General features: G+C 67.0%; 15 protein-coding genes. 11 read left to right on the top strand and 4 right to left on the bottom strand.

The annotated features are described in order from the left end of the window. Positions 1-38 precede the first annotated feature (38 nt). The 7 genes from DBR20_RS15415 (at position 39) to DBR20_RS15385 (ending at position 8,032) form a co-directional block, all read left to right on the top strand. The gene (locus tag DBR20_RS15415) at positions 39-434 is read left to right on the top strand and encodes a hypothetical protein (protein ID WP_100551753.1); all 396 of its coding nucleotides are present in this window, start codon (positions 39-41) and stop codon (positions 432-434) included. A gap of 148 nt (positions 435-582) precedes the next feature. Continuing rightward, a complete protein-coding gene (locus tag DBR20_RS15410) occupies positions 583-3,003 on the top strand; it encodes a TonB-dependent receptor (protein WP_108266779.1) in 2,421 nt (806 codons plus the stop codon). Between the two features lie 321 nt (positions 3,004-3,324). Next, the gene (locus DBR20_RS15405) at positions 3,325-3,963 is read left to right on the top strand and encodes a PepSY-associated TM helix domain-containing protein (RefSeq protein WP_100551751.1); all 639 of its coding nucleotides are present in this window, start codon (positions 3,325-3,327) and stop codon (positions 3,961-3,963) included. A 41-nt stretch (positions 3,964-4,004) separates the two neighbouring features. Then, positions 4,005-4,523, top strand: a complete 519-nt coding sequence (locus DBR20_RS15400; RefSeq protein WP_108266778.1) for a DUF2271 domain-containing protein — start codon at positions 4,005-4,007, stop codon at positions 4,521-4,523. Between the two features lie 77 nt (positions 4,524-4,600). Further along, the gene (locus DBR20_RS15395) at positions 4,601-5,404 is read left to right on the top strand and encodes a DUF4198 domain-containing protein (RefSeq protein WP_089239348.1); all 804 of its coding nucleotides are present in this window, start codon (positions 4,601-4,603) and stop codon (positions 5,402-5,404) included. A 55-nt stretch (positions 5,405-5,459) separates the two neighbouring features. Continuing rightward, positions 5,460-6,431 (top strand): FAD:protein FMN transferase, encoded by a 972-nt coding sequence (locus DBR20_RS15390; protein WP_108266777.1) that lies wholly within the window; start codon positions 5,460-5,462, stop codon positions 6,429-6,431. Continuing rightward, a complete protein-coding gene (locus DBR20_RS15385) occupies positions 6,428-8,032 on the top strand; it encodes a flavodoxin domain-containing protein (protein WP_108266776.1) in 1,605 nt (534 codons plus the stop codon). The genes DBR20_RS15390 and DBR20_RS15385 overlap by 4 nt, the downstream gene beginning before the upstream one ends. A 318-nt stretch (positions 8,033-8,350) precedes the next feature. On the opposite strand, the gene DBR20_RS15380 is transcribed toward DBR20_RS15385, so the two are convergent. From DBR20_RS15380 to DBR20_RS15365, 4 genes are all read right to left on the bottom strand, one after another. Next, entirely contained in the window at positions 8,351-8,959 is a 609-nt protein-coding gene (locus DBR20_RS15380) for a HutD family protein (protein ID WP_108266775.1), read from the bottom strand. 34 nt (positions 8,960-8,993) lie between these two features. Next, complete coding sequence (locus DBR20_RS15375) at positions 8,994-9,719, bottom strand: murein L,D-transpeptidase catalytic domain family protein (protein ID WP_100551747.1); 726 nt, start codon at positions 9,717-9,719, stop codon at positions 8,994-8,996. A 17-nt stretch (positions 9,720-9,736) separates the two neighbouring features. Beyond that, positions 9,737-10,804, bottom strand: a complete 1,068-nt coding sequence (locus DBR20_RS15370) for a L,D-transpeptidase (RefSeq protein WP_108266774.1) — start codon at positions 10,802-10,804, stop codon at positions 9,737-9,739. 338 nt (positions 10,805-11,142) lie between these two features. Then, the gene (locus DBR20_RS15365) at positions 11,143-11,430 is read right to left on the bottom strand and encodes a helix-hairpin-helix domain-containing protein (RefSeq protein WP_223880019.1); all 288 of its coding nucleotides are present in this window, start codon (positions 11,428-11,430) and stop codon (positions 11,143-11,145) included. Between the two features lie 237 nt (positions 11,431-11,667). Here DBR20_RS15365 and DBR20_RS15360 point away from each other — a divergent pair, with 237 nt between their 5' ends. The 4 genes from DBR20_RS15360 to murU all read left to right on the top strand — a co-directional run bounded on the left by DBR20_RS15360 (position 11,668) and on the right by murU (position 15,312). Next, complete coding sequence (locus tag DBR20_RS15360; protein ID WP_108266773.1) at positions 11,668-13,161, top strand: M20 family metallopeptidase; 1,494 nt, start codon at positions 11,668-11,670, stop codon at positions 13,159-13,161. 69 nt (positions 13,162-13,230) lie between these two features. Further along, on the top strand, positions 13,231-13,500 hold the full coding sequence (locus tag DBR20_RS15355) for a GlsB/YeaQ/YmgE family stress response membrane protein (protein ID WP_089239335.1): 270 nt from the start codon (positions 13,231-13,233) through the stop codon (positions 13,498-13,500). Between the two features lie 64 nt (positions 13,501-13,564). Beyond that, positions 13,565-14,590: a phosphotransferase gene (locus DBR20_RS15350; protein WP_108266772.1), complete on the top strand. Its 1,026-nt coding sequence runs from the start codon at positions 13,565-13,567 to the stop codon at positions 14,588-14,590. Between the two features lie 11 nt (positions 14,591-14,601). After that, positions 14,602-15,312, top strand: coding sequence for an N-acetylmuramate alpha-1-phosphate uridylyltransferase MurU (murU, locus tag DBR20_RS15345; protein ID WP_108266771.1), 711 nt, complete (start codon positions 14,602-14,604; stop codon positions 15,310-15,312). The last annotated feature ends 321 nt before the right edge of the window (positions 15,313-15,633 follow it).

Here is a 15,633-nt window from a genome sequence, read left to right as displayed (position 1 = left end):
GACCTCGCCCGCTTCGGCTTGTACAGCTCGGCACCGCCATGCGCGGCCGTCGGCCTGCGCTGGCCAGCCTGCTGGCGTGGGTGGCGATGCTGACGCTGTTGCTGGGCACCCTGCCGCTGCTACCCGTGGCTCATGCGGCTGCAACCCAGGCGCTGCAGCAGCCGCTGGAAGAGCGCGGCGGCGAAGCCCCTCTGCAGGAAGAAGCGCCAGCCAAGCTGCGGCGCTGCGCATCGGCACCGGCCAAGTCCACTGACAAGCCGGCACCGCCTCTGCTGCTGGCCAGCCACTGGCTGCGTACCGAACTTGATCTGGTTCCCTCCGCGTCGGCTCCGTCCGGCGCGCGTTCGCACTGGCCGTTGGCCGCACCAGACATGCCCTGGACCGATGCGCCCGGGCGTCGCCAGCAACGCGGCCAGGCGCCGCCGCTCGCCTGATCCACGGCACGCTGTGACCGCCTGAGCGGTTGCACCGGCTCGCCGCAGCCTGCTTCACCTCTGCCGCCCCTGACCGGGCCATCCCTGCCCTGCCGCGCGCGCTCCGCGCCCGGCATCGCGCTGCCTTACATCCTTCGAGGTATCTGCCATGGCCCAGCGCCATCGTGTCCGTTCGTCCCTGTCCCGCCATCTGTTGACCAGCGCCGTGCTGGCCGCCGTCGCGGCTCCCGCCTACGCCCATGGCGACGCTTCCGGCGCACCCCAGACCCTCGACAAGGTGGTAGTCACCGCCGCTGGCTTCGAGCAGAAAGTAGTCGACGCACCGGCCAGCATCAGCGTGGTCAGTCGCGAAGAACTGAGCAAGCGCCCCTACACCAGCCTGGTTGACGCGTTGCGCGACGTTGAGGGCATCGACGTCGGCCTGGAAGCCACCGACAAGAACGGCCGCGCCACCATCTCCATGCGCGGCCTGCCGTCCGAATACACCCTGGTGCTGATCGACGGGCGCCGCCAGAGCAACGCCGGCCAGCTGTATCCGAACAACTTCGGCGGTGGCCAGTTCGCCTACCTGCCGCCGCTGGATGCGATCGAGCGCATCGAAGTGGTGCGTGGCCCGATGTCCACGCTGTACGGCTCGGATGCAATGGGCGGCGTCATCAACATCATCACCCGCCGCAACCAGGACAGCTGGCACGGCGCGGTCACCCAGGGCTTCACCGTGCAGCAGGACGACCAGTTCGGCGATGCACGCAGCACCGACCTGTACCTCAGCGGCCCACTAGTGAAGGACCGCCTCGGCTTGGCCGTGCGCGGCAGCTACTACGATGCCAAAGCCTCCAATCCCGAGTGGGATGCACTGACCCTGCCCGACGGCACGCTGTGGGAACGCAGCATCGGTTTTGGTGGCGGCGGCAAGTCGGTGGCCAACACCAACTGGAATACCGGCGTGCGTCTGAACTTCCATGTCAACGACGACCACGAGCTGTGGCTGGACTACGACGTCTCTCGCCAGAAGTACGACAACAGCGAGGGCCAGACCGGCACGCTCGACAGCCTGGCCAGCCTGTGGCGCGTCGGCAACGCGGTGGTCCCGAACCCGAATGGCAGCGGCACCGTCACCCGCCGCGTGGTGCAGCCGCGCGTGGGCTACACCGCCTACCAGCGCTATGAGCGCGACCAGCTCTCGCTGACCCATCAGGGTCGCTACAGCTTCGGCACCTGGCAGACCTCGCTGACCCACAGCAAGAGCAGCAACCTCGGACGCTCGCTGCCGCTGACGCTGGACGAGCGCGCCGGCCTGCAGACCCTGTGGAACGACGTCTGCCGCCGCACCGGTGCCGCCAACAACTGTGCCGCCGGCCGCAACAACGCGCTGGGCGCACTCAACGCCAGCGAACAGGCACGCCTGCAGGCGTTCCTGCCGCGTCCGCTGCGCACCATGGAGCTGGAAGGCTACGTGCTGGACACGATGCTCGACCTGGACTTCGGCGCGCACAAGCTGACCGTGGGCGGCCAGTACAACGACACCGACATGGTCGACGGCGTGTTCGGCATGGACGGTGCCGGCTACCGCAGCAACACCAAGCAGAAGCACCGCATGTGGGCGCTGTTCGCCGAGGACAACTGGTCGCTGACCGACACCCTGACCGCCACCTTCGGCCTGCGCTACGACGACCACAACATCTTCGGCAGCCACCTCAGCCCGCGCGGCTACCTGGTCTGGAACGCGACCAATGCCTGGACCTTCAAGGGCGGCGTCAGCACCGGCTACAAGACCCCGCGTCCGGACCAGCTGTTCCCCGGCATCACCGGCTTCGGTGGCCAGGGCGTGCTGCCGCTGGTGGGTTCGCCCAACCTGAAGCCGGAAACCAGCACCAACTACGAGCTGGCCGCGTACTACGAGGGCCAGCGCTGGGGCTTCAACGTCACCGGTTTCATCAACAAGTTCGAAGACAAGATCGCCAGCGGCGGCACGTTCCCCAACTGCGAGGTGGCGCCCGCGGGCAGCGGCTACTGCGTGGATATCGGCCCGGGCTGGGCGTCGCTGGGCTACAGCACCTTCACCCAGAGCGTGAACATCGACAAGGCCGAAACGCGCGGCGCGGAACTGGCCGGCCACGTCGACCTGCTGGACAACCTGCAGCTGCGTGGCAACTACACCTGGACCAAAAGCGAGCAGACCGCCGGTTCCGGCAAGGGCCTGCCGATCACCGGCACCATGCCGGCCAAGCACATGGTCAACGCCAGCCTCAACTGGCAGCTCAACGATGCGATCAGCCTGTCGTTGATCGGCGAAGGCCGCTACGACCGCTACCGCGACACGATCCTCGATGCCGCCGGTGCCAGCCACACCCGCTACTACGAGGACTACACGATCTTCCACCTCGGTGGCAGCTGGAAGGCCACGCAGTGGCTGACGGTCAACGCGCGGGTCAACAACCTGTTCGACAAGAACTTCGTCTCGCAGTCGTGCCTGCTGACCAGCCCCAGCGAATACAACTGCGTGGACGACTACGCCACCAAGGACCAGCGCCGCAGCTACTGGATCTCGCTCAACGCGAAGTTCTGAGACCGCGACCGGTAGTGCCGGCCGCTGGCCGGCATCGCCCTGACCTGGTAGATGCCGACCTTGGTCGGCGCTCCATCCACGCATGGCGTGGATCTACTGCCCATACCGAACCTGGACGGCGCTCCATCCGCGCATGGCGTGGATCTACCGGTCAGTGGTAGTGCCGGCCGCTGGCCGGCAACCGCACGATGTTTCCAAGAGTCATGGGATCTGCCGGCCAGCGGCCGGCACTACCCCTTCAGAGATACACAACGACATCTAATTGCGAGCAATTCTCATCAATGATGTAATGCCCAGTATTCATCCGTCCCGAACCGTGCCGTGAGCCGTCCCGCATCTTCCACCGTGCAGCAGCAACAGAGCCGCGGCTTCTGGCTGCGTACCCTGCACCAGTGGCACTGGATCAGCTCGGCGGTGTGCCTGATCGGCATGCTGCTGTTCGCGGTAACCGGGCTCACGCTGAACCACGCGGCGAAGATCGAGGCCAAGCCACAGGTGCAGAACCAGCATCTGGAACTGCCGGCCGACGTGCGCGGCCAGCTCGGCACACGCGAGGACGGCAACGCGCCGATCCCGCGCCCGGCCCGGCAATGGCTGGACGAGCAGCTGGGCATTTCCATCGGCGGCCGACCCGCCGAATGGTCAGCCGAGGAAATCTACCTGTCGCTGCCACGCCCCGGCGGCGACGCCTGGCTGAGCATCGACCGCGAAACCGGCGCAGTCGAGTACGAATCGACCTCGCGCGGCGCGGTGTCCTACCTCAACGACCTGCACAAGGGCCGCAATGCCGGCCCCGCGTGGGGCTGGTTCCTGGACGTGTTCGCCGTGGCCTGCCTGGTGTTCTGCATCACCGGTCTGTTCCTGCTGCACCTGCATGCGCGGCAGCGACGCATGACCTGGCCGCTGGTCGGCCTGGGCCTGATGATTCCGCTGCTGATCGCCCTGCTGCTGATCCACTGAACTTCCACCGTGATTTCCATCCGTTTCTCCGGAGCCGCCCCATGCGCGTCACCCTGACCATCGCCCTCAGCGGCCTGCTGGCCACCTCGCCGGCCTACGCCACCACCCTCGACATCAACGTCGAAGTACCCAAGCTCAACGTGGCCGAGTACCACCGCCCGTATGTGGCAGTGTGGCTGGAAGGCGCCGACCAGAAGGTCGCCGCCAACCTGTCGGTCTGGTACCAGCAGACCAGCAACAGCGAAGGCCATGGCACCAAGTGGCTGCCCGACCTGCGCCAGTGGTGGCGCAAGAGCGGCCGCACCCTGCAGGTGCCGGTGGACGGCGTGACCGGCCCGACCCGTCCCGCCGGCAAGCACGCGCTGTCGTTCAACGACAAGCAGCCGGCGCTGAAGCAGCTGGCCCCGGGCAACTACACCCTGGTGGTGGAAGCGGTGCGCGAAGTCGGCGGCCGTGAACTGCTGAAGATCCCCTTCAGCTGGCCGGCCACCGCCGCACAGAACGGCCGCGCGCAGGGCGCCACCGAACTGGGCCAGGTCACCCTCGCCGTCAAGCCCTGAAAAGGGGACGGAGGGGATCAAGTCGCAATTCCCTCCGTCCTGTCGCAACGCACCCGATCCTTCCTGGAGTCTTCCGCATGAAGCGCACGCTCGTCCTCGCCGCCGCTCTGGCCGCTGCCCTTCCCTTCTCTGCCCTGGCCCACAAGGCCTGGCTGCTGCCCTCGCAGACCGTGATCGCCGGCAATGCGCCGTGGATCACCGTCGATGGTGCGGTCTCCAATGACCTGTTCTATTTCAACCACGTGCCGCTGCGCCTGGAATCGGTGGTGATCACCGCCCCGGACGGCAGCACCGTGCAGGCGCAGAACGCGTCCACCGGCAAGTACCGCAGCGTGTTCGACGTCGAACTGAAACAGCAGGGCACCTACCGCATCGCCTCGGTCAACGACGGCCTGTCGGCCACCTATGAACTGAATGGCGAGCGCAAGCGCTGGCGCGGCACCGCCGCCACCTTCGGCGAACTGCCCAAGGATGCGAAGAAGCTGGAAGTGAGCCAGTCGGTCGGCCGCGTGGAGACCTTCGTCACCAACGGCGCGCCGAACGACACCGCGCTGAAGCCGACCAACCGCGGCATCGAACTGGTGGCCGTCGGCCACCCGAACGACCTGTTTGCCGGCGAGGAAGCCACCTTCCGCGTACTGGTCGACGGCAAGCCGACCGCGGGCCTGGAGTTCGAGATCGTGCGCGGTGGCACCCGCTACCGCAACGCGCAGGACGAGCAGAAACTGACCAGCGACGCCAAGGGCGAGATCAAGGTGACTTGGCCGGAAGCCGGCATGTACTGGCTGGAAACCGGCACCGAGGACAAGAAGACGTCGGTCAAACAGGCCGCCAAGCGTCGTCTCAGCTACGTCGCCACGCTGGAAGTACTGCCGCAGTAAACGCATCGCTGCGATACCCGGCGCGCCCGGGTATCGCAGCCCGCCACGCATGCCCATGACCTCTACCGCACTCGACATCGCCCGGCTGGGCGGCACCACCATGGGCACCACCTGGAGCGTGTCTCTGGTGGCACCGCGCCAGCGCGACCTGCATCCGCTGCATGCTGGCGTCCAGGCCCGCCTGGATGAAGTGGTCGCACAGATGAGCACGTGGGAAGCAGGCTCGGACCTGAGCCGTTATAACCGCGCCGAGGCGGGACGCTACTGCGTGCTGCCCACCGAAACACGCCATGTATTGACCTGCGCGCAGGCCATCGCCGCCGCCAGCGACGGCGCCTTCGATCCGACCATCGGCCCACTGGTGGCGCTGTGGGGCTTCGGTGCGCATGCTGGTGAACGACGTGCACCCGATGCCACCACGTTGCAGGCAACCCGTGCACGCTGCGGTTGGCAGCGCCTGCACTGGCAGGACGATGCGCTGCTGCAACCCGGCGGCCTGGAGCTGGATCTCTCAGCGATCGCCAAGGGCTTCGGTGTCGACCACGTCGCCGCCTGGCTGCGCAGCCAAGGTGTCGATGCCGCACTGATTGAAGTCGGTGGCGAGCTGGCGGGCTACGGCCGCAAGCCCGACGGCCAGCCGTGGCGCGTGCTGGTGGAGTCGGCGCCGGAAGAAGATGCCCACACCGATATGCCACCGCGTGTACTCGCGCTGGAAGGGAAGGCAGTGGCCACCTCCGGCGATCGCTGGCACCAGTATCAGGACGATGGCGTGGCCTACAGTCACAGCCTCGACCCACGCAGCGGCACGCCGGTGCGACAGGTCGCAGCCGCCGTCACCGTGGTCGCCGACGACGCGATGCACGCTGACGCCTGGGCCACCGCACTGACCGTGCTCGGTCGCGACGCGGGCATCGCGCTGGCAGAGCGCGAAGGGCTGGCGGCGCGCTACCTCGAACGCGCCGCCGATGGCCCACGCGAAACCCTCAGCAGCGCCTTCCAGCAACTGCTGGATGAGCAGGCCGCATGAGCACTCGTTTCTCGCGCGCAACCCTTGGCAACGGCGTGGTTCTGGTCCTGCTGGCAGTGATCGGCGGCGCCCTGCTGCGTCTGCACCTCGGCGAAGCCTGGTGGCAGGGTGCGCCGGCGTCGCGGCAGTGGGTCATCGCACTGGCCGCCACCGCGCTGTATTCGCTGGCGTGCGCCGTGGTGTGGTGGCGCAGCCGTCCACGCGATGACACGGCCGAAGGCGAAAGCCAACCGATGCTGCTGGTCTGGTCCAGCCAGACCGGCTTCGCCCGCGAACTCGCCGAGCGCAGTGCGCAGGCCCTGCGCTCGGCCGGCGTGCCGGTGCGCCTGCGCGGTCTGCACGACGTGGATGCGCCCCTGCTTGCGGGCAGCGCGCGTGCACTGTTCATCGTCAGCACCACCGGCGAAGGCGATGCACCCGACCACGCCCTGCCCTTCCTGCGCCGGGTGATGACCACGCCGCCGCCTCTGGGCCACCTGCAGTACGGCGTGCTCGCACTGGGTGATCGCAGCTACGGCCACTTCTGCGCGTTCGGCCACCAGCTGCACGACTGGCTGCGCCAGCACGGCGCGCATCCGCTGTTCGATGCCATTGAAGTCGACAACGCCGATCCAGCCGCCCTGCGCCACTGGCAGCAGCTGCTCGGCCAGCTCGGCGGCGACGCCAGCGAACTGCCCGATTGGACACCGGCCGAGTACCAGCCGTGGACGCTGCTGCAGCGCATCCACCTCAACCCCGGCAGCGTCGGTGGTCCTGTCTACTGGCTGCGCCTGCAGCCACCGACCGACAGCAGCGCACACTGGCAGGCGGGCGACATCGCTGAGGTCGGACCCCAGCACGCCGAACAGAGCACGCGCGACTGGCTGCAGGCGCAGGGCTTCGATGCGGATACCGTGTTGGACGATGGGAATACGCTGCTCGCCCGCGTCGTGCGATCGCATCTGCCTTCCTTGGTTGCAGCGGGCGATATGCCTGGATTGTTGGCGGCACTGCAGCCACTGCCGCATCGCGAGTACTCCATCGCCTCGGTGATGGACGACGGCGCGGTGGAGCTGCTGCTGCGCCGTCAGCTGCGTGCCGATGGCACACCGGGCGTTGGCAGTGGCTGGCTGTGCGACCACGCGGCCATCGGCGAACCGATGCAGATGCGCCTGCGCCGCAACGAGAATTTCCACGGTGTCGCCGTCGATGTTCCGCTGCTGCTGATCGGCAACGGTACCGGTATCGCTGGCCTGCGCGCACACCTGCACGAGCGCGCTCGCGTTGGCGGCGGTCGAACCTGGCTGTTGTTCGGCGAACGCTCAGCCGCGCATGATTTTCACTTCGGCGATGAGCTGCAGGCGATGCTCGCCAACGGCACGCTGACCCGCCTGGATACGGTATTCAGCCGTGATGGCGGCGCGCACCACTACGTGCAGGATCGCCTGCTGGCCGAAGCATCCACTCTGCGGCAGTGGATCGATGAAGGCGCGACGATCCTGGTCTGCGGCAGCCTGCAGGGCATGGCCCCGGCAGTGGATGCAGTGATCGAGCAGGTGCTCGGTGCCGATGGCAAGGAAGCACTGCTCCTGGCCGGTCGCTACCGGCGCGACGTGTATTGAGCGAACGGGTAAGGGCGAACTGCTTCCGGGTGGGGCGAACCGCCTCCCGGTGAGTGCGAACCGCCTTCTGGTGGGTGCGAACCTTGGTTCGCACCATGCCCCGGTATCGGCCGCTGCATCCACGCATGGCGTGGATCTACTGGACGGCTTCGGTCGGTGTGAATCGGCTTCTGGTGAGTGCGAACCTTGGTTCGTACCATGCCGTGGCATCGGCCACTGCATCCACGCATGGTGTGGATCTACGGAAAAAAACCGCGCAATCTGCTTCAGTAGATCCACGCCATGCGTGGATGATTGCCTCCGGGCGCCGACGATGGCTCAGCCGCCTGCGGCGCTCACCCGTATCGCCAGCAACTCCCCGCCACCCTGCAGCGCATGCCGCTGACGCTCACCGGCGGCCAACCATGCGGTATCGCCGCTCTGCATCGCAGGCAATCCACTGTCTGTGCCAAACGTGGCCTGCCCACCCAACAGGTGCAGGGCCCACGCCACACCCGGTTCGCAGAAGAAGAACATCGGGCCGACCAGTGGCCGGTGCAGCAGCTCGGCCTGCAGCAGCTCGCGCTTCCACATCAGGTTGAAATCGTGAGTGGTGCCGTCGACCAGCTCGCCATGCAGCGCTGCCTCGCCGGCGAAACGCACGCGCCCATGCGGTGGCAGCACTTCGGCTACACGGCCGTCCTCGAAACGCAGGCGCACGCCATTGCCCTGCAGCAGCACCAGTTCACGCTCGACGCCCGGGAATGCGGAAAACGCGGCGTCCTGTTCGATTTCGGCCACTGACAGGCGCAATGCCCAGTCATCACCCTGCGCCGGCAACCGCAGGATCTCGCGGGTCCAGCCGAGGCCGTTGCGCCAGCGTTCGCGGCGGTAATCCAGGCTGGAAATCACCTGGCTCGGGGTCTGCAGCAGGGAGTCGATGTTCATGCGCGCATTGCATCATGCCGCGCGCCACAACGCATCAACGCGTTGCAAGACCCGCGGCCGTACCGCAATCGCCACCCAGCAGCTGCGAGTGCTTGAGCCAATCCTGGTCGGGGTAGTACGCGAACACCATCGTGCCGCCTCGCAGCGCGTCGATCAGCGGTTTGGCCACCGACAACCGCACCGCCGGACAGCCGAGACTGCGCCCCAACCGACCCTGCAACTGTGCGGTGGAGGGATTCACATACGGCGCACCGTGGATGACGATGGCGCGCTCGCGTGCGCGGTCATTGAAACCCGGCTCCAACCCTGCCAGGCGCAGCGAATAGCCGTTGCCGCCCATGTAGGTTTCCTGCGCAGTGAACGCGCCGAGGCTGGACATGAAGCTGCCATCGCGGTTGGAGAAATGCTCGGTGCGGTTCTCGCCACTGTTGCGGCCATGCGCCACCCACTCCTCGAACAGCAGCCGCTGGCGGGCCAGGTCGAAGACCCACATCCGCGGCTCGGTGGACGGCCGCGAGTAGTCGATCACGCTCAGGCGTTCACCGCTGACACCCAGTTCCGGCCGCTGCAGCGCGCAGCGCATGGCGTGGGCGGCCAACTGCAGCACCCGGCGGTCGGCCTTGGGCGCGCTGCGTGCCAGCTGCGCAGCGAGATCGTCGGCGCTGATCGCGGCAACAGGCGTCTGTGCCCATGCCGACGCACTGGTGACAGTCGCCAGCAGGCCAACAGCGGCCAGCCGGCACGAGCGGGAAGTGGACATGGGCACGCAGGGAGGTCTCAGGATCCCTTGAGGGTGGACGCTGGCGGCTCCGATTCCAAGACCGGCTGCATACCCGATTCAGCCGCGCTTGGGCGCACCGCCGGCAACGAGGTGACCAGCAGGGTCGTGCCCGGCACCAGCACCCGGTACAGCTGGCGGGCGAAATCGGCCGGCAGCGCCATCGGCAGCGATGGGGTGGCCAGCAGGTCCGGCGTGGCCTGGGCGCGGTCCTGGCCCAGCAGCGGATAGGCCGTCCACTGGTGCAGGCGCTGCTGCGCATCAAGCGGGCTGGGCGTGTCGCTGTAGCCCTGGCCCATCACGAACAGAGTGGTGCCCTGGAACGCCGGCAGCGCGTCGGCCTTCAACGGCGACTCGCCGATCATCACACCGTCGCGCAGCACGTACAGGCGCTGGTCGTGCAGGCTGACCAGGATGCCAACCTGACCGCTGGGGGCGGCCGCATCATCCCACCACGCCTTGTCCGGGGCGCCGGCCTCGCCCTCCGGCAGGGCCTGTCCGCGCGCATTCACCGGCGCCAGCACGGCCGGATAGGCCAGCGTCATCGGCGCGCTCTTGGCATCGGCCACGACCACCGTATCGCCGCGCTTGGTTTCGCTGAACAGCTTCTGCGCGAAGGCCTGCGGCAGGCGCACGCAGCCATGCGAGGCCGGGTGCCCAGGCAGGCTGCCGCCGTGCAGCGCGATGCCGTCCCAGGTCAGCCGCTGCATGTACGGCATGGGTGCGCTGTTGTAGAGGTTGGAACGGTGGTCCTTGTCCTTCTGCAGGATGGTGAACACACCGGTCGGCGTCTCATGGCCGGTCTTGCCCGAGCTGATCGTGGTCAGGCCGATGGCAATGCCGTTGCGGTACACATAGGCGCGCTGCTCATCCAGGCTCACCACCAGCACGATCGGCCCGGCCGGCGAAACTTCCGGATGCCACAGGTACTCGCCGGGCTTGAGGTCGGTCGGCCCGCGTACTTCGGAAGTCGTGGCCGCGACGGGTTTGGAGGGTGCGGCCGCCTGTGCAGCGCAGGGCAGTGCCAGAGCAGCGGCGAGCATCAAGGTCAAACGGTGCAGGTGCATCCAGCAGGTTCCATTCCATGCGAATGGCCTCACCGTACACCATGGGCGCGTGGTGGCTGCGCCAAAAGAAATTGCCCGGCGACACAGCCATGTGTCGTACCGGGCAATCGTCACGTCCCTGTCGGCCTGCTGCCACCCCCTCGCATCCTGCGAAGCGGGGGCGGCGTTGCATCCTGCACGCGGCCGCGTCTGTCCTGTTTGTATCTCAGCCCCTTCCACAGGTCTGTGATGCCACCATCCTGGTGATTGGTGTCGCATCCCTGCGACAGTCGGTGGTTACGGGCATCCTGTCCGTAGCCAATGAACCTGCATCCTGCCGGTCCCGACGTTTCCTGTTGTCAGCGCCTGGGTACGGTTCGCACCGGTACCGATCCGGGTACCGGATCCGCGGGCAACATCCTGCTGCCAACGGTGATCCGCCGTCGATTCCGTTCGACGATCGATGTCCCTATCCCCTTCACCTGCGTCAGGTCCTCGACGCGGTGAAACGGGCCGTGTCTGCGCCGGTGCTCGACGATCGCCGCTGCCTTGGTGGCCCCGACCATCGTCAATCCCTGCTGCAGCGCTTGGGCATCGGCCCGGTTGATGTCGATCGGCTCGGCAGCTTGCGCTCCCGTGATCCACATTCCCAGCACCAGCGCCCTCAACACGACAAACCAAGGCACGACGTGTATCTCCTTGTGGTTCTGACCGTCCCGACCGGCAATCCCGTCGGTCGAAACAGTGTCCGTCACCACATGCACACAGCGTATCGGGTTCACGGATTTCTAAAAGCCAGCCAAATACCCGACGTGATGTAGGGAAAACCCTACCCTTGGCCGAGGCGTAGAATGGGCGGATCAGCCATGCAACCGGAGTTTCAGATGGACAGCGCCAAGCTCGGCCAATTCGTCAATGACAAGTGGGACAGCGAAATCGTCCCGCAGTTGGTCGACTACATCCGCATTCCCAACAAGTCGCCGATGTTCGACGCCAACTGGGTGCAGAACGGCTACATGGAGCAGGCGGTCACCCTGATGGAAACCTGGGCCAAGGCTCAGGACCTGCCCGGCCTGAAGGTAGAAGTGGTGCGCCTGGAAGGCCGTACCCCGCTGATCCTGCTGGAAATTCCGGCTACCGGCGCCGAAACCGGCGACGACACCATCCTGCTCTACGGCCACCTGGACAAGCAGCCGGAGATGACCGGCTGGGACGACGACCTCGGCCCGTGGACCCCGGTCCTGCGCGGCGACAAGCTGTATGGCCGTGGCGGTGCCGATGACGGTTACGCCATCTTCGGCTCGCTGGCCGCCGTGTTGGCACTGCAGGCCCAAGGCCTGCCGCATGCCCGCTGCGTGGTGCTGATCGAAGCCTGTGAAGAGTCGGGCAGCTACGACCTGCCGGCCTACGTCGACCACCTGGCTGACCGCATCGGCAAGCCGTCGCTGGTGGTCTGCCTGGATTCGGGCTGCGCCAACTACGACCAGCTGTGGTGCACCACCTCGCTGCGCGGCCTGACCGGCGGCAACTTCTCGGTGAAGGTGCTCAACGAAGGCGTGCACTCCGGTGATGCCTCCGGCGTGGTGCCGTCCAGCTTCCGCCTGCTGCGCCAACTGCTGTCGCGCATCGAGGACCAGGACACCGGCCGCATCCTGATCGAGGGCATGAACGTGGAGATCCCGGCTGAGCGCCTGGAGCAGGCCAAGCGTGCCGCCGACGTGGTCGATACTGCGATCTTCGAGAAATTCCCGCTGGTCGACGGCCTCACGCCGATGAACGACGACCTGACCGAGCTGGTGCTCAACCGTACCTGGCGCCCTGCCCTGTCGGTGACCGGCATCGGCGGCATGCCGCCGCTGGAATCGGCCGGCAACGTGCTGCGCCCGCATACCGCGGTGAAGCTGTCGCTGCGCCTGCCGCCGACTGCCGATGGCAAGACCTGCGGCGAGCTGCTGAAGGAAGCACTGCTGCGCGATCCGCCGAACGGCGCGCAGGTCACCCTGGACCTGGAAAAGGCCTCCACCGGCTGGAACGCGCCGGCGATGGCACCCTGGCTGACCAAGGCCATCGACGATGCCAGCCAGACCTTCTTCGGCAAGCCGGCGATGTACATGGGCGAAGGCGGCTCAATCCCGTTCATGGGCATGCTCGGCGAGAAGTTCCCGGGCGCCCAGTTCATGATCACCGGCGTGCTCGGCCCGCACTCCAACGCCCACGGCCCGAACGAGTTCCTGCACATTCCGATGGGCAAGAAGGTCACCTCGTGCGTGTCCAAGGTGATCAGCGAGCACTACGCGGCAAGCCTGCGTGGCGAGACCAGCGGTTCGCCGGTGGCCGCCGATAGTGGCACCCGCAACGGCGACCACGGCTGCTGCTGATCCAGCACGCAGTGACGGACGCAGCCCGGCCTTGCTAGGCTGCGTCCATCCTTCGAGAGCACTGATTGCATGAACGGTCTGTTTGGCAGCACCAGCTGGCTCTACATCATCCTGGTCGGCTTCTTCGTCGGCCTGCTGGGGCGCTTCTTCATGCCCGGCAACAACCGCATGGGCTGCCTGTTGACCATCGTGCTGGGCATCATCGGCGCGCTGCTGGCCGGCTGGTTCGGCCAGTACATGGGCTGGTACGCCCCCGGTGAACCGGCCGGCTTCCTCGGCGCGGTCGTGGGCGCGGTCGTCGTGCTGGCGATCCTGCGCCTGTTCAGCGGCCGCCGCTGAGCCGCCACCTCCTTTTTCATTCTGCCCCGACGTTGGCGCGCCCGGCGCGCCCGGATATGCCTGCATGACCGAACCCGCCTCTGATCCCCATCGCAGCGCACAGCGCCTGCAGTGGGCCCGTACCCAGCTCGACGACGGCAACGCCGTGGTCGAACGCGCCTCGGTCGACGCCGGCATGCGCAGCTACTGGCGCACCACCAGCCAGCGCGGCAGCCACATCGTGATGGACGCCCCGCCGGGGCTGGAAGACCCCACGCCGTGGCTGCGCATGCGCGGCCTGCTGCACGATCACGGCCTGCGCGTGCCCGCGCTGCTCGCCCAGGACCTCGACGCCGGCTTCCTGCTGCTGGAAGACCTGGGCGGCCCGACGCTGGCGAAGATCCTCGACGAACGCAATGCCGACGCGTGGTTCAGCCGCTCCATCGAGCAGCTGCTGCGCCTGCAGGCCATCCCGGTGCCGGCCGATTTCGGCCAGTTCGGCGAAGCGCTGCTGCAGCGTGATGCCGGCCTGTTCGACGAGTGGTTCCTGCAGCGTCATCTTGGCCTTGAGCTGGACTGCGGCGAGATCGAAGGCCTGCAGCTGGTCCACCGCCGGCTGATGGACAACGCGCTGGGCCAGGCCCAGCTGATGACCCACCGCGACTACATGCCGCGCAACCTGATGCCGGTGGACGGCGGCCCGGCCGTGCTGGATTTCCAGGACCTGGTGCGTGGCCCGATCGCCTACGACGCGGTGAGTCTGTTCAAGGATGCCTTCCTGAGCTGGCCGCTGCAGCGCGTGGACGACTGGCTGGCGCAGTATCACCAGCGCGCGCGCGACGCCGGCCTGCCGGTACCCGACCGTGCCACCTTCCTGCGCGATGCCGACTGGATGGGCATCCAGCGCCACGTGAAGATCCTCGGCCTGTTCTGCCGCCTGCGCTACCGCGACAACAAGGGCCACTACCTGGACGACGCACCGCGCTTCATCGCCTATCTGGATGAAGTGCTGCCGCGCTACCGCGAACTGGCGCCGTTGCAGCAGTTGCTGGAAATGCGGATCAAACCGGCACTGGCCGAGCTGGCCGCGCCGATGCGCGTGCTGCGCTGAAGGCCGTGTCGATGAAGGCTCTGATTTTCGCCGCCGGCCTGGGCGAGCGCATGCGTCCACTGACCCTGCACACGCCCAAGCCGCTGCTCGCAGTGGCCGGCAAACCACTGATCGTGTGGCACCTGCAGCGGTTGGCTGCGTTCGGCATCCGCGACGTGGTGATCAACACCGCATGGCTCGCCGAGCAGTTTCCGGCGACATTGGGCGATGGCAGCCAATGGGGCCTGCAGCTGCATTTCATGCACGAAGGCGATACCCCGCTGGAAACCGGTGGCGGCATCCTCAATGCGTTGCCGGCGCTGGGGGAAGACCCGTTCCTGGTGGTGAACGGCGATATCTGGACCGATTTCGATTTCGCCACGCTGCCGCGTGAACCGGCCGGCGAAGCGCATCTGGTGCTGGTCGACAACCCGACGCAGCACCCCAACGGCGACTACCGGCTGGACGCGCACGGCGTGCTGCACCACGACCGCGAAGGTCCGTGCCTGACCTACGCGGGCATCGGCGTCTATCGTCCGTCGATCGTGGCCGACTGGCGCGCGGTGATCGGCGAGGCACCGGGCAGCGAGCGTGTGCCACCGAAGTTCTCGGTGGTGCCGTTGCAGAAGCATTTCATGGCGCAGGGGCGGATCAGCGGTCAGCATCATCGCGGTCGCTGGACGGATGTCGGCACTGTTGATCGCCTGCGTGCGCTGGACGTTGAGTTGGCCGCGAACGGCTGAGCCCCTCGTGGTTGGTCGTCTTCAGAGCAGAAGCCTTGCTTGGCCGGGCGGGATGGGCTGCGCAGGGGGCGCTGCAAGTACGTCCATGTAAGCTCGGTCGCCGCATCCATGCGGCTCACGCCCCTGCGCAACCCACCCCGCCCGGCCTCTGACAGTTTCCGTGTGCGTCCAACCACGGAAAAGAAAAAGAAAAGCAAAAGCGGGTCGCTTCGCTCACGAAGCGAAAAGCGCATCCACGCATGGCGTGGATCTACGTGTCGACCAAGGTCGACACCCACCGACAGCAGTGCAGAACGCCGTCCCGACAGATCGCGGGAACCT

The sequence above is a fragment of the Stenotrophomonas sp. HMWF023 genome (assembly GCF_003060985.1).
GTDB classification, from domain to species: Bacteria; Pseudomonadota; Gammaproteobacteria; order Xanthomonadales; family Xanthomonadaceae; genus Stenotrophomonas; species Stenotrophomonas lactitubi.
The sequence above is the reverse complement of the archived record's forward strand: the minus strand, read 5'-3'. Positions and strand labels throughout refer to the sequence as shown.

Bases quoted from the DNA above. Each gene is read 5' to 3' on its own strand.
- DBR20_RS15385 (WP_108266776.1), top strand. From the start codon at position 6,428: ATGAGCACTCGTTTCTCGCGCGCAACCCTTGGCAACGGCGTGGTTCTG.
- DBR20_RS15375 (WP_100551747.1), bottom strand. From the start codon at position 9,719: ATGTCCACTTCCCGCTCGTGCCGGCTGGCCGCTGTTGGCCTGCTGGCG.
- DBR20_RS15415 (WP_100551753.1), top strand. From the start codon at position 39: ATGCGCGGCCGTCGGCCTGCGCTGGCCAGCCTGCTGGCGTGGGTGGCG.
- DBR20_RS15400 (WP_108266778.1), top strand. From the start codon at position 4,005: ATGCGCGTCACCCTGACCATCGCCCTCAGCGGCCTGCTGGCCACCTCG.
- DBR20_RS15365 (WP_223880019.1), bottom strand. From the start codon at position 11,430: ATGTGGATCACGGGAGCGCAAGCTGCCGAGCCGATCGACATCAACCGG.
- DBR20_RS15410 (WP_108266779.1), top strand. From the start codon at position 583: ATGGCCCAGCGCCATCGTGTCCGTTCGTCCCTGTCCCGCCATCTGTTG.
- DBR20_RS15355 (WP_089239335.1), top strand. From the start codon at position 13,231: ATGAACGGTCTGTTTGGCAGCACCAGCTGGCTCTACATCATCCTGGTC.
- DBR20_RS15380 (WP_108266775.1), bottom strand. From the start codon at position 8,959: ATGAACATCGACTCCCTGCTGCAGACCCCGAGCCAGGTGATTTCCAGC.
- DBR20_RS15350 (WP_108266772.1), top strand. From the start codon at position 13,565: ATGACCGAACCCGCCTCTGATCCCCATCGCAGCGCACAGCGCCTGCAG.
- DBR20_RS15390 (WP_108266777.1), top strand. From the start codon at position 5,460: ATGACCTCTACCGCACTCGACATCGCCCGGCTGGGCGGCACCACCATG.
- DBR20_RS15395 (WP_089239348.1), top strand. From the start codon at position 4,601: ATGAAGCGCACGCTCGTCCTCGCCGCCGCTCTGGCCGCTGCCCTTCCC.
- DBR20_RS15370 (WP_108266774.1), bottom strand. From the start codon at position 10,804: ATGCACCTGCACCGTTTGACCTTGATGCTCGCCGCTGCTCTGGCACTG.
- DBR20_RS15360 (WP_108266773.1), top strand. From the start codon at position 11,668: ATGGACAGCGCCAAGCTCGGCCAATTCGTCAATGACAAGTGGGACAGC.
- murU (WP_108266771.1), top strand. From the start codon at position 14,602: ATGAAGGCTCTGATTTTCGCCGCCGGCCTGGGCGAGCGCATGCGTCCA.